Annotated in this window: 12 protein-coding genes; 7 read left to right on the top strand and 5 right to left on the bottom strand. The window is 71.0% G+C overall.

What is annotated here, in order from left to right:
• Positions 1 to 24: 24 nt before the first annotated feature.
• Positions 25 to 801 (bottom strand): SDR family oxidoreductase, encoded by a 777-nt coding sequence (locus tag ASF23_RS00060; protein WP_055947254.1) that lies wholly within the window; start codon positions 799 to 801, stop codon positions 25 to 27.
• A 248-nt stretch (positions 802 to 1,049) separates the two neighbouring features.
• Between ASF23_RS00060 and ASF23_RS00055 the strand changes: the two genes are divergently transcribed.
• The 5 genes from ASF23_RS00055 (at position 1,050) to ASF23_RS00035 (ending at position 7,208) form a co-directional block, all read left to right on the top strand.
• A complete protein-coding gene (locus ASF23_RS00055) occupies positions 1,050 to 2,378 on the top strand; it encodes a bifunctional o-acetylhomoserine/o-acetylserine sulfhydrylase (protein WP_055948946.1) in 1,329 nt (442 codons plus the stop codon).
• A 133-nt stretch (positions 2,379 to 2,511) separates the two neighbouring features.
• On the top strand, positions 2,512 to 3,732 hold the full coding sequence (metX, locus tag ASF23_RS00050; RefSeq protein ID WP_055947251.1) for a homoserine O-acetyltransferase MetX: 1,221 nt from the start codon (positions 2,512 to 2,514) through the stop codon (positions 3,730 to 3,732).
• A gap of 226 nt (positions 3,733 to 3,958) precedes the next feature.
• Positions 3,959 to 5,116, top strand: coding sequence for a sensor histidine kinase (locus ASF23_RS00045; RefSeq protein WP_055947247.1), 1,158 nt, complete (start codon positions 3,959 to 3,961; stop codon positions 5,114 to 5,116).
• On the top strand, positions 5,113 to 6,438 hold the full coding sequence (locus ASF23_RS00040; protein ID WP_055947245.1) for a hypothetical protein: 1,326 nt from the start codon (positions 5,113 to 5,115) through the stop codon (positions 6,436 to 6,438). Before ASF23_RS00045 ends, ASF23_RS00040 begins: the two co-directional genes overlap by 4 nt.
• Positions 6,439 to 6,536: 98 nt before the next feature.
• On the top strand, positions 6,537 to 7,208 hold the full coding sequence (locus ASF23_RS00035) for a response regulator (protein WP_082473652.1): 672 nt from the start codon (positions 6,537 to 6,539) through the stop codon (positions 7,206 to 7,208).
• 486 nt (positions 7,209 to 7,694) lie between these two features.
• Here ASF23_RS00035 and ASF23_RS00030 read toward each other — a convergent pair whose 3' ends face one another.
• The 4 genes from ASF23_RS00030 to ASF23_RS00015 form a co-directional block, all read right to left on the bottom strand.
• Positions 7,695 to 8,999, bottom strand: coding sequence for an MFS transporter (locus ASF23_RS00030; protein WP_055947242.1), 1,305 nt, complete (start codon positions 8,997 to 8,999; stop codon positions 7,695 to 7,697).
• Positions 9,000 to 9,316: 317 nt separating this feature from the next.
• Entirely contained in the window at positions 9,317 to 9,511 is a 195-nt protein-coding gene (locus ASF23_RS00025) for a hypothetical protein (protein ID WP_055947240.1), read from the bottom strand.
• A 129-nt stretch (positions 9,512 to 9,640) separates the two neighbouring features.
• Entirely contained in the window at positions 9,641 to 9,949 is a 309-nt protein-coding gene (locus ASF23_RS00020) for a thiamine-binding protein (RefSeq protein ID WP_055948941.1), read from the bottom strand.
• 140 nt (positions 9,950 to 10,089) lie between these two features.
• Complete coding sequence (locus ASF23_RS00015) at positions 10,090 to 11,358, bottom strand: glycosyltransferase 87 family protein (RefSeq protein ID WP_055948938.1); 1,269 nt, start codon at positions 11,356 to 11,358, stop codon at positions 10,090 to 10,092.
• A 109-nt stretch (positions 11,359 to 11,467) separates the two neighbouring features.
• Between ASF23_RS00015 and ASF23_RS00010 the strand changes: the two genes are divergently transcribed.
• Positions 11,468 to 12,166, top strand: coding sequence for a YceI family protein (locus ASF23_RS00010; protein WP_055947235.1), 699 nt, complete (start codon positions 11,468 to 11,470; stop codon positions 12,164 to 12,166).
• A gap of 286 nt (positions 12,167 to 12,452) precedes the next feature.
• A complete protein-coding gene (locus tag ASF23_RS00005; protein ID WP_055948935.1) occupies positions 12,453 to 13,634 on the top strand; it encodes an IS30 family transposase in 1,182 nt (393 codons plus the stop codon).
• Positions 13,635 to 13,641 lie beyond the last annotated feature (7 nt).

The following is a 13,641-nucleotide window of genomic DNA, read 5'->3' as shown; positions in this document are numbered from 1 at the left end:
GCGTGGACGTCGTCGGCGACGTTCTCAGTCCTTCACCCGGAGCGGACCCCGCGCAACCTTGTGCTGCGCCGACTGCGCGACGGGGCGGATCGTGACCTGGTCGAGGTTGACGTGCGGGGGCAGTTCGACCGCGTGCACGATCGCCGCCGCGACGTCCTCGGCGACGAGCGGGGCCTCGACCCCCTGGTACACCGCGTCCGCCTTCGCCTGGTCGCCGGCGAACCGCACGAGCGCGAACTCGTCGGTCTTCACCATGCCGGGCAGGATCTCGACGACCCGGATCGGCTCGCCGCTCAGCTCGAGGCGGAGCACCCCGACGAGGGCGTGCTGGGCGGCCTTGGCGGCGTTGTACCCGCCGCCGTTCTCGTAGAACACCGTGCCCGCCGTGCTCGTGACGGTGACGATGTCCGCCGTGCCTGCCGCCGACGCCCGCGCCCGCAGATGCGGCAGGAGCGCGGCGGTGACCTGCTTCGTGCCCATCACGTTCACCTCGAACATCCGGCGCCAGTCGTCGGGATCGCCCTCCTCGACGCTCGCGGACCCGTAGGCGCCACCGGCGTTGTTGACGAGCGTGTCGACCCCGCCGAGGGCACCGACGTGCGTCGCGAGGGCCTCGACGGCCGCCGGGTCGGTGACGTCCGCGACGAACCAGTCCGCCCCGGTGTCGGCGGCGAGTTCGCGGAGACGGTCCTCGCGCCGGGCGACGGCGAGCACCTGCCAGCCGTGCTCCCGGAACAGACGGACCGTCGCCGCCCCGATCCCCGAACTCGCTCCGGTGACGACCGCGCGCCGTGCTGTCATGGGTGTTCTCCGCTTCCGCTGTTCGCTGTTCGCTGTTCGCTGTTCGCTGTTCGCTGTTCGCTGTTCGCTGTTCGCTGTCAGGACCGTGTCCAACGCTACTCACCGTGTTACGCCTGGCGACAGCGGGCGTTGTCGGGACCCGTCCACAGGATTACCGTGGCCGCATCGCGAGGGTGCGCCGTTCCTCCAGTCCGTTCGCGACACCCTCACCGGACCGTTCGGTCCGCACCGACCGTCAGGAGCACACCATGAGCGACACCGACCCCACCGCCTGGCGGTTCGAGACCACCCAGATCCACGCCGGCGCCCAGCCGGACCCGACGACCCACGCCAGGGCGACGCCGATCTACAAGACCACGAGCTACGTGTTCGAGAACTCCGACGACGCCCGCGACCTGTTCGCCCTCGCCAAGTTCGGCAACATCTACTCGCGGATCAACAACCCCACGAACGACGTCGTCGAGCAGCGGGTCGCCGCGCTCGAGGGTGGCTCCGGTGCGCTCCTCGTCGCCTCGGGTCAGGCCGCCGAGACCTACGCGGTGCTGAACATCGCGGTCGCGGGCGACCACATCGTGTCGTCGTCGTCGATCTACGGCGGCACGTACAACCTGTTCAAGTACACGCTCGCCAAGCTCGGGATCACCACGACGTTCGTCGAGGACCAGGACGACCCCGAGGAGTGGCGCCGCGCCGTCCGCCCGAACACCAAGCTGTTGTTCGCGGAGACGATCGGCAACCCGAAGATCAACGTGCTCGACATCCGGGCCGTGGCCGACGTCGCCCACGAGGCCGGCGTGCCGCTCATCGTGGACAACACCATCGCGACGCCCTACCTCATCCGCCCCTTCGAGCACGGCGCCGACATCGTCGTGCACTCCGCGACGAAGTTCCTCGGCGGGCACGGCACCGTCATCGGCGGGATCATCGTCGACGGCGGCCGCTTCCCGTGGTCCGACCACGCCGAGCGCTTCCCCGAGCTGAACCAGCCGGACCCCTCGTACCACGGTGCGGTGTTCACGCAGGCGGTCGGGGACGGCCTCGCCTACATCATCAAGGCCCGGGTGCAGCTGCTCCGCGACCTCGGGGCGTCGAACTCGGCGGACACGGCGTTCGCGCTCCTCCAGGGCATCGAGACCCTGTCGCTGCGGATCGAGCGGCACGTCCAGAACGCCCAGGAGGTCGCGGAGTGGCTCGACCGGCACCCGGACGTCGCAGCCGTGTACTACGCGGGGCTCCCGACGAGCCCCTGGTTCGCGGCTGCCGCGAAGTACGCGCCGAGGGGCGTCGGCGCCGTGCTGTCGTTCGAGCTCAAGGGCGGTGTCGACGCCGGCCGCGCCCTCGTGGACAGCCTGACGCTGTTCAGCCACCTCGCGAACATCGGGGACGTCCGCTCGCTCGTGATCCACCCGGCGTCGACGACGCACTCGCAGCTCACGCCGGAGCAGCAGCTGACGACGGGGGTCACCCCCGGGCTCGTCCGTCTGTCGGTCGGCATCGAGAACGTCGAGGACCTGTTGGCCGACCTCGAGGCGGGCCTCACCGCCGCACGGGCGGTCTCCGAGGCCGCGCGCGCCTAGGAACCCCGTTCTGCTCCAGGGAGCGTCAACTGGCCGAGGGACTCCCTGGGGCAGAAGACGCCCCCTGGGGCAGAACGCGTTCGGCCGTAACATGGCGCGGTCCGCGCGCGCGGGACGGGAGAATGGACGCACCATGGACTGGCAGACGACTCCCGAGGACTCCGTCCCGTCGACGCTGGTCCCCGGGTCCGCGATGCCCGGCGGCGCGCTCGGCATCGTCGGCAAGCCGCCGGTCACCGGGGCATGGCGGCCGGGTGACGACCCCGGCGCCAGGCGGTTCGCCTCCCTCGGACCACTGGACGTCCGTGGCGGCCGCATCCCCGACCTCCGGGTCGCGTACGAGACCTGGGGGACGCTCGCCGACGACCGCTCGAACGCCGTGCTGGTGTTCCACGCGCTGACCGGGGACTCCCACGTCACGGGGGACGCCGGACCGGGACACCGGACGGCCGGCTGGTGGAGCGAGATCGTCGGACCGGGGCGACCCCTGGACACCGACCGCTGGTTCGTCATCGCCCCGAACATGCTCGGCGGCTGCCAGGGCACGACCGGTCCGTCGTCGATGAGCGGGGACGGCGTCGAGTGGGGCTCCCGGTTCCCGTTCGTCACAGTGCGGGACCAGGTCGCAGCACAGACGGCACTCATGGACCAGCTCGGACTCGACCGGTTCGCGGCCGTGATCGGCGGGTCGATGGGCGGCATGCACGCCCTCGAGTTCGCGCTCGCAGCGCCGGAACGGGTCGAGCGGCTCGCCGTGCTGTCCGCGCCGGCGCAGACCACGGCGGACCAGATCGCCGCGAACTCCCTGCAGCGCGCCGCGATCCAGATGGACACCGGGTTCGCCGGGGGCGACTACTTCGACGCCGGTCCGGGGGATGGTCCGCACCGTGGTCTCGCGCTCGCCCGGCGGATGGCGCTCCTCACCTACCGGGCGTCGGCGGAGCTCAACAGCCGGTTCGCGCGGAGCTGGCAGAGCGAGGTCTCACCGCTCGGGGACGACGGCCGGTTCTCGGTGGAGAGCTACCTCGACTTCCACGGCAACAAGTTCACCAGGCGCTTCGACGCCGACTCCTACCTGACGCTCCTGCACGCCATGGACTCCCACGACGTCGGGACCGGACGCGGCGGCGTCGCGGCGGCCCTCGCGACGATCACGGCACGCACGCTGGTCGTCGGGATCACGAGCGACCGGCTGTTCCCCCTCGAGGACCAGGACCGGATCGCGGCCTCCGTGCCGGACACCCTCGACGGTGGTGCGGCCACGGTGATCGACAGCGAGTTCGGACACGACGGGTTCCTCATCGAGGCCGCGGCGGTCGGAGGACACCTCACCCGGCTCCTGCGGGACGCGTGACACCCCCGGCGGACCGCATGTTGCGATCCGCACTTCCGCAGCCTGGCGCGGGTACACCTGGTGTCCACCGTTCGGGGGGCACCGGCGGAGCGACACGGTAACGATTCGGTCGCGGGGGGTGGAACGGGCATCCGAACTTCCCCTCGAACGGGTGCCGCCTGTGCAAACATGGAGCCAGCGCGGAGGAACCACCCCGCGCATCCCACGCCCCGTACGCAGGAACTCGATGGAACTCATCGCGCAAGAACGCGACCGCTTGCTGCGATCGACGACGCGCGTCGTCGGCATCGCCTGCGCGCTCGTGACCGTCGTGGCGGTCCTCTGCGCTGCGGCCGTCCCCGGGCTCTGGCTCCTGGCCGGCCTCGTCGGGATCGCTGTGCTCGTCGGCGCACTGGTGGCACACGGAGCCAACGGCGCGCGGGTGTGGACCGTCCTCGCCATCGTCGGTGGTCTCGGTGCGCTCGCGGCGTTCACCCAGTCCGTGCACGGCGCCGACCGACTCGTGCTCGCCAGTGCGGTCGTCCCGCTCGCCGCCGGGTCGCTCTCGTCCCTCGTCATGTCGCAGCGCGGGCGGCCGGTGATGCTCGCCCTCGTCGCGATCGCCGGTGCCGCCGCACTCGTGCTGATGGTCTGGACGTGCCGCTCGATCGTCGCCGGCCCCGTCGGCGGTGTCGTCCTCGGCTGGGTGCTCACGTGCGTCATCACCTACTGGGTCTCCCTCTCGATCCCGCGCGTCGCGAGGCGCATCTTCGCGATCGGCAACGCGCACCGTGCCGAGCGGCAGGCGAGCGAGACCGAGGCGCAGCGTCGACAGGGCGCCCGGCTCCTGCACGACACCGTCCTCGCGACGCTGACGCTCCTCGCGCACTCCGGCGTCGGCGTCAGCGAACAGGCAATGCGCGAACAGGCCGCCGAGGACGCCAGGCTCCTCCGCCACCTCCGTCTCGGCGCCACCCCCCAGCCGCAGGAGTCGAACGGCTACTCGCTCACCCAGACCGAGGAGTCGCCGCTCGGGCAGACGCTCGAATCGGTCAAGCAGCGCTTCGGCCGGATGGGCCTCGAGGTCAGCTGGCACGGCACCGGCCAGGTCCTGCTGCCGTCCCATGTGCTCGACGCCTTCCTGCTCGCCCTCGCCGAATGTCTCGAGAACGTCCGTCGGCACGCGGGCGTCGAGGAGGCCCACGTCACGATCGTCCACGACGCGGACATGGTGCGCGCGATGGTCACCGACTCCGGTGTCGGCTTCGAGATCGGTGCGATCTCCGAGGAGCGCCTCGGCTTCAAGGAGAGTGTCGTGAACCGGCTCCGCGAGGTCGGCGGCGAAGCCCGTCTGTTCTCGGCACCGGGAGCCGGCACCACCGTCGTGCTGGAGGCTCCCCGATGAACATCCCCGAAGACACCATCGGTCGCGATGCGGTCAGCGGCAGGTCCGTGAACGCCGCCCCGCGCACCCGACGCGAAGCCCGTGAGCGTGCGAGGGGCACGGACCGACGGCAGGCACGCGGCCTGCCGTCGACGTCGACCGGTGCACGGTCCCTCCGCCAGGCGGCACAGCCGGGGCCGTCGCTCGGCACCGGTCACCTGGGGCTCGGCGCCGCGGTGCTCACCGGCCTGCAGGCGGTCTTCGGCATCACGTTCTTCCTGTTCCACTGGCCCGACTACACCGATCCCTACGCCGCCGCCGCCGCGTGGCTGCTGTACATCGTCGCGGCCGTCGGCGTCACCGCGACCGTCCTCACCTACGGCGAGCGGCTCACCGGGGCGGCCTTCACACTCATCTGCCTGGTGCTCGCGTGTGTCGTCGCCCTCGACTTCATCGCGATCTGGCCGGAGCACGACATCGCGCACACCGCGACGGCCTCGATCGCGGCGTCCTTCGCCCTGCTCCCGATGACGACGCTCCGCCCCGCTCGAGAGGTCGCCATCGCGATCGCGGGGCTCATCGCGGCGTTCGTCGTCGTCACGCTGCTCTCGACACCGATCACGACGGAGACGCTCCCCGCGCAGGTGTCGATGCTCGCGCTCGTCGGTGTGCCGCCGTCGGTCGGCCTGTTCATCGTGCACCGGTTCCGACAGCTCGTGCAGCGCGAGCTCGACCGGGTCCTCGTGCAGAGCACCGTCACCGCACCGCAGTTCGCCGTCGGCATGCTCGCCTCGGACGAGCTGGCCCGCCTCGACCTCGCGGCCGAGAAGCTCCTCGATGCCGTCGCGAACGGATCGGACCCGCTCCCCCTGTCGCAGAACTCCTCGTCGGTCGCCGCCTCGCTCGCCACCGAACTCCGTCTGCACCTCATCGAGGGGCGCCGCGAGACCTGGCTGTACCACGCGATCACCGAGTCGGACCACCTCGGCCGCGCGGTCAGCGTGGCGGACCCGGCCGCGCTCGCAGGGCACCTGTCCCCCGCCCAGCGCGACGGGCTCCTCCAGGCCGTCTGGCAGATGGTCGGCGACGGCCGCATCGTCACGCCGGACGGCACAGCGACGGTCGCGGTCACCCTCGGGCCGGTCGGCGCAGCCGGCCACCCGGTCTCCGACGACCGCATGGACGTGCCGGTCGTCATCGAGTCGCGTGGCGTCGCCCGGCGCCGACTCGGCCCCGCTGCGTGGGACGCGCTCCAGCGGGTCGGTCCGTACACCGACACGGTGCACGAGGGCGTCCTGCACGTCGTGGTGCACTGCGTCGTCGACCGGCACCCGTCGATGTGACCGACCCGAACTCATCCCCGACACCCTGACCGCCTGATCCTCCACCGCCGCCGATCCACCTAGGATCGGCCCGGAACCCCGTAGAAAGGACGCCGCTCGTGGCAGCTCCCGAGGAACGTATCCGTCTCGCACTCGTCGACGACCACCGCATGCTCCTCGGAGCCCTGACGGAGTGGATCCGCGGTGCCGCCGACGACATCACGCTCGTCGCAGCCGTCACCACGTGGCCAGAGCTGCTGACCAACCCGGAGTTCCCGGTCGACGTCGTGCTCCTCGACCTCGACCTCAAGGACTCCATCCCGATCTCCCTGAAGATCTCGACGCTGAAGACCGCCGGGGTCACCACCGTCGTGATGAGCACGTACTCCGAGCCGAACGTCGTGCGCGAGGCGCTGGCGTCCGGGGCGATGGGGTACCTCGTCAAGAGCGAGGGCGCGGAGATGATCGTCGAGGCGATCCGGTCCGCGCACCGCGGCGAGCCGTACATCTCAGCGGAGCTCGACCTCGCGCTGAACGCCGGGGACGTCGGTGGTGTGCCGAAGCTGAGCGCCCAGGAGCGTCGTGTGATGGCCCTGTACGGCGGTGGCGAGCCCGTGAAGAGCGTGGCGTACCAGCTCGGCATCTCGGAGGAGACCGCCAAGAGCTACCTCAAGCGCATCCGCGAGAAGTACCGCGTGGCGGGGTTCGACGTCGGCACCAAGGTCGCCCTGCGGAAGCGCGCGATCACCGACGGCATCATCATCCAGACGGACGCGCCGCACGGGCTGTAGCGCGAGCGGGCTCTCGGGCAGGGCCTCCGCCTTCGGCCGCGACCGGCCTGGGCCCCGGCCCTGCCCGGCGCGGCCGGCCTGGGCCTCGGCTCTGCCCCGCGCGACCGGTGCGTGACCGGGTGAGACGCACGACCCGGTGAGACGTGCCCAACTGTCGGGTGCGTGCTCCGACTCGACACTTGGGCACGTCTCACCGCAGGCAGCCGGGCGCAGGACCGCTGCAGCCGGGCGCTGCTGCCGGACGCAGCCGCGTCGCCCGGCGCCGGTCCGCCCGGGCGTCGGGCCTCGGCCCTGCATCGCGCGACCCGATGAGACGTGCCCAACTGTCGCCTGCGTGCTCCGACCCGACACTTGGGCACGTCTCACGACAGTGGCCGAGGATGGAGCGGTCGACGCGGCAGCCGGGCGGGCTCGCGCGCCTCGCGCGCCGGGCTCGCGCGCCTCGCGCGGCGGGCCCGCGCGCCGGACCCGTCCGCCAGCCCCGCCTCAGGCCGTCGGCACCGGAGCGGTGATCGGCCCGGTCGACGTGGCGAGCACCGCGTGCCGACGATCGCTCCGCCGCTGCACCCCGTAGCTGATGCCGGTGATGCCGACACCGAGCGCCGCGAGCACGATGCCGATCCACCCCGGCGCGAGGTACCCGAACCCGGCCGCGATCGCCGCACCGCCGAGGTACGCCCCCATGCTGTTGCCGATGTTGAACGCCGAGTGGTTGAGCGCCGCAGCGATCGTCCGCGACTCCCCAGCCACGTCCATCAGCCGGATCTGCACCGCGGGCGGGATCGCCGACGACGTCGCCCCGACGAAGAACGCCGCGACGAACACCCCGACCGGGTTCGAGGCCAGGAACACCATGAGCAGCAGCGCGCCGATGAGCGCCAGGAGTCCGAGGTAGATCGTGCGCTTGACGCTCCGGTCGACCAGGTGACCGCCGACGACGTTGCCGAGGGTCATGCCGAGTCCGACCACCACGAGCACGAGCGGCACCGTCGTCTCGGGCAGGTGTGTGACCTGCACGACGATCGGGGAGATGTACGAGTACACCGCGAAGAACCCGCCGAACCCGACGGCGCCGAGCCCCATGGTGATCCAGGCCTGCGGGACCGTGAAGACCCGGAGTTCACGCCGGATCGAGGCGGTCTCGTCGGCGGGTTGCGGGGGCACCAGCGCGAAGACGGAGACGAAGGTCGCCGCGAAGAGGAGCGCGACGACGACGTAGGCGACTCGCCAGTTAGCGAGCTGCCCGATGAAGGTCACGGCGGGGACACCGATGATGTTCGCGACGGTGAGCCCGCTCATCACCATCGCGATGCCCTTGCCCCGGTTGCCCGGCCCCATGATGTCGGCGGCGACGATCGACGCGATGCCGAAGTACGCTCCGTGGGGCAGCCCGGCGACGAACCGCGCGAGGACCACGAGCCCGAACGTCGGCAGCACCGCGCTCGCGATCGTGGCGAGGGTGAACCCGACGAGGAGCACGAGGAGCAGCTTCTTGCGCGGGAACCGCGCGGACGCGGCCGCGATGGTCGGCGCCCCGACGACGACCCCGAGCGCGTAGGCGCTGACGAGCCACCCGGCCTGCGCGATGCCCGTCTCCGGGTTCGCCGCGTACTGACCGGGCAGCAGGGCCGCAGCGATGTTCGGCAGCAGCCCCATCGCCACGAACTCGGTCGTGCCGATCGCGAACCCGCCGAGCGCGAGCGCGAGGAGAGCCGCCGTACGGCGACGCGGCGTGAGCCCGCCGAGTGCGTGCAGACGCCCGGTGGGCGAGTACGGGCGTGGGCTGGTCATGACTGGACTCTCGAACGGGAGGAACGGTGTGCGGTGGCAGGGCGACGGACGTCATCGACGTGGCTGGGCGTCCATCCACCCGGCTCGGATCCACCGCATCAGGATCAGAACGGACGCGTTGCTCGCTCGGACTGCAAGCGGGAACTCTGCACGCAGGGCACGTGCTCGCTCATCGGAGCCGAAGCGTCGATGCTGCTCGACGATGAGCGAGGCCGACCGGATCATCGAGAGCCGGCCGGGAGTCCCATGCTAGACCGCGCCGGCGCGGCACCGGAAGCCCGGATCGGGTCCACCCGGTTCGTCGCGGAGCGGGGCGATCAGGCCGCGCGACGCTCCTGGACGACCTCGGACGACACGCGGAGAGCTCGGGACCCCGCGACTTCCGCCCGCTCGGCGATGTCGTCACGCCAGACCCACCCGGTCCCACACTCCGTGCACGTGGCCCACTCGGACTCGCCATCGATCACAACGGTCCGGTCGTCGCAGTCGTCGCACCATCCGTCGTGGATCATCCGGTCCTCCTGAGGTCTCGGTCGTGGTTCCTGGCATCGACTCCTGCCGATGACACCCAGCACACACCCGGCCACCGACATCCGCGGGAGGCGCGCCGCGACGGTCGTCGAGCGACGCCGGCCGGCGTGTCAGGACCCGAGCGCCGCCTCGAGCCGCTCGAGCTTGCCGTCGAGCTCGCCGGACCGGCCCGGTCGGATGTCGGCCTTCAGCACCAGCGAGACCCGGGTGCCGAACTCCCCGACCGCCTCCGTCGCGCGCTTGACGACGTCCATCACCTCGTCCCACTCCCCCTCGACCTCGGTGAACATCGACGAGGTCCGGTTGGGCAGCCCGGACTCCCGGACGATCCGCACCGCGGCGGCGACGGCGTCGTGCACCGACCCGTCGGACGCTTCGGAGGGACCACCGGACGGGCTGAGCGAGAAGGCGACGATCATGTCGCCCATGCTGCCACTCGATCCCGCACGACGGGGTGACGAGCCACGATCCGCCAGGCCCGCACCCGGCCCGGTCGGGCCGCACCAGGCCGGCGGTTCGCCGGGGTCTGGCCCGCACCCGGCCCGGCCGTTCGCCGGGGTCAGGCCTGCACGGCGGGGGCGGGCCGTGCCTCCCGGCCGTGCGCAGCGGCGATGCGCGCCGCCCTGCCCATCCGGACCAGCGCGACGACGCTCCAGACGAGCAGCACCACCTCGAGCGCGTTCCGGACGGTGAGCACCCCGAGCAGCAGCGGCTGCAGCGCGAGCACCCGGTCGTAGTAGTCGGGGTAGATCAGCTGGGTCGCGAACGCCGTCACGAGTGCGAGCACGGCGGGCAGCGCGAACCGCCGCGCACTCCGCCGCCCTGCGAGGAGTCCCCACACGACGGGCACGGCCAACCAGCCGATGTACTGCGGCGAGCCGACCTTGTTCGTCGCGATGAGCGCCCCGACGAACAGCAGCGCGAGCACCGGTGCGAGTTCCGTGCGACGGGCTCCGGACGCAGCTGCCCAGAGCGCGAGCAGTGCGCCGACCAGGACGACGAGCGCCATCAGCTGCGTCGAGATCGCCGATGCGATCGACGTCCCCGCCCCGGCGACCTGGAAGGTCAGGATCTGCGCGTCGTAGTAGACGAACGTGCCGTGCACGCCCGCGGACGCGCGCCACAGGAACGGGGTGGCGAGCGGCGCCTCGATCTGGAGGCCCCTCCCCGTCTGCTGGCCGACGAACGAGAGCAGATGGGCACCCCCGCCGACGAGCAGGTCGAGCAGCACCACGACGGCCGTCACGATCGCTGCGCCGAGGAGCACTCGCGTCCGCAGGCCGCGACGGAGCAGCAGGAGCACTCCGACCAGCGCGGCCGGCCACACCTTGATCCAGGCGGCCACCGTGAAGAGCGCGGAGGCGACGGCCGGACGACGAGCGATCCAGACAACCCCGGCGAGGGCGACCGCGGTGGCGACGGTGTCGATGCGTCCGAGCGCGATCGGCCCGAGGGCGAGCAGGAACACCGTCCACCACCATGCGACCCGGACCCGCCCGACGCGCTGTCGCCAGAGCAGCGCGAGGACGATGCCGTCGAGCACCGTGACCATGACGAGCCACCCGAGCTCGATCGACCCCGTGCCGCCGACGGAGGCGAGCAGCATCGGCACGAGCGCGACGACCGGGTAGACCCAGGGCTTGTCGATGCCGACCCAGCCGCCGGAGAGCCCGCCCTGGTCCATCCACTGGCGGTAGGCGATGGTCACGTCACCGAAGGGCAGGTTCGGGCCGGTCGTGCCGGTCCACCACAGGAGTGCGTGCACCGCGGCGAAGGCGAGCACGAGGCCCGCGCGCTCGATGTCCCGCGCGGTCCCGTTCCTCGTCACCCGGAGAGCGTACCGGGCGGATGCGGTCTCCCGCGGGACGGCGGTGGCACCCGGCCGGCTCATGGCCTGCTCCCAGCACCCGCGCATAGTGACGTGTCACCGTTCCGGCATGGAACGCCGACGCAAGCGCACCCTCTGGATCACCGTCGCAGCCGTGGTCGTGGTGGTCGGCGGCACCGCCGCCATCGCCGGACCCGCCATCTACCGCAACAGCATCGCGGGCGAAGCCGACGCGGCGCCCTCGATCGCCGCGACCCGCGAGGCGTCCACGCTCGATGCCGCGCAGCTGTCCGGCGACTGGACGGTCGGCTCCGGGTCCTACGCCGGCTACCGCGTCGACGAGGTCCTGAACGGCTCCCCCGTCACCGTCACGGGTCGCACCAAGAAGGTGACGGGCACCGCCACCGTCGAGGGGTCGGACATCACCGCGGCGACCATCACGGTCGACGTCGCGAGCATCGCCACCGACTCCGGGAACCGCGACGCTTACTTCCGGGACTCGGCGATGGACGCCCAGGCGTTCCCGACGGCGACGTTCACGACGACCGAGTCGATCGCCGATGCCGTTCCATCGAGCGACTCGGCGACGACGAAGCAGGAGGTCACCGGCAAGCTCACCCTGCACGGTGTCACGAAGACCGTCACGGCGACGATCACCTCGGGCCTCTCCGGGGACGGCGCCGACGTCACGGGGTCGATCCCGATCACCTTCGCGGACTACGGGGTGACGGCGCCGAGCCTCGGGTTCGTCAAGGTCGAGAAGACCGGGTCCGTCGAGTTCCTGGTGCACGCCACCCCGAAGTCCTGACCGGGAACCTTGGGTTCAGCTGGTCGTTGCAACACCACCGTGATTTGGAGTGTTGCAGATGGGATCGAGGCTGGAGCAGCGTGCCCGGGAGGCGCGATTCTGGGAGCTCACCGAGGGTCCGGTCGCCGCGGTGTCCGGTGCTGACGATCGGCTCATCGAAGGCCGACGGGGTCGACAGCTGGTGGCTCGACTGGTGCTGCAGCGAGAACTCGAAGTCAAGCGCCCGGTAGCGGATCCTTGGGTTCAGCTGGTCGTTGCAACACCACCGTGATTTGGAGTGTTGCAGATGGGATCGAGGCTGGAGCAGCGTGCCCGGGAGGCGCGATTCTGGGAGCTTCTCGGACAGGGCGTGAGCAGGCCCGCTGCTTGCGATGCTGTCGGGGTGCATCCACGTCAGGGATACCGATGGTTCAAAGCTGCTCGCGGGAAGAACCCGTTCGAGCGAGCGCCTCGTTCTGGCCGGTACTTGAGCGAGGAGGAACGGCTCCGGATCGCTGACCTGCGCCTGGCTGGCGTCGGTATTCGCCAGATCGCAGCTGAGCTCGGGCGGGCGCCATCGACGATCAGTCGAGAGCTCGCCCGGAACAGCTCCCGTAGCGGCGATTACCGGCCATACGCGGCTGAGAAGCGGTGCCGCGTCCGAGCGCGCCGGCCCAAACCGCGGAAGCTGGACAGGGTCGAGCTGGCTCTGCAGGTTGAGCTGCGGTTGGTGCGGAACTGGTCCCCGGAGCAGATCCGTGATGACCTGGCCAGGTCCTTCCCGAACCGGCCGGAGATGCACGTGTCCCACGAGACGATCTACCAGTCCCTGTTCGTGCAGGGCCGCGGGCACCTGCGCGCTGACTTGCACAAACACCTTCGGACCGGTCGCGCCATCCGCCGGCATCGTGGTGAGCCCAGGCGGGCGTCGTGGTCGAAGATCCGCGACATGATCCTGATCAGTGAACGCCCCGCCGAGGCTGACGATCGCGCCGTGCCCGGCCACTGGGAAGGGGACCTGATCGTCGGCACGAACGCGCGCAGTGCAATCGGCACTCTCGTCGAGCGCACGAGCCGGTACGTGATGCTGCTGCACCTGCCTGATGGGCACAGCGCCGACGCGGTTCGCGACGCGATGATCCCCACCATCCAGACCCTGCCCGTGCATCTCCGTCGGTCGTTGACGTGGGATCAGGGCACGGAGCTTGCCCGGCACAAGGACATCACCCTCGCCACGGACCTCGCGATCTACTTCTGCGACCCCCACAAGCCCTGGCAGCGCGGTTCCAACGAAAACACCAACGGCCTGCTCCGCCAGTACTTCCCGAAGTCCACCGACCTCAGCGTCCACAGCCCGGAACGGCTCCTCGAAGTCGCTGCTGAACTCAACGGCCGACCCCGCAAGACACTGGACTACCGCACCCCGGCAGAATCATTCGAGCAGCTACTCTCGGACCCAAAACAACCACCCGTTGCAACGACCCCTTGAATCCGCC

It is taken from the genome of Curtobacterium sp. Leaf261 (genome assembly GCF_001422205.1).
GTDB lineage: Bacteria > Actinomycetota > Actinomycetes > Actinomycetales > Microbacteriaceae > Curtobacterium.
This window is presented reverse-complemented; position numbering and strand designations above follow the sequence as displayed.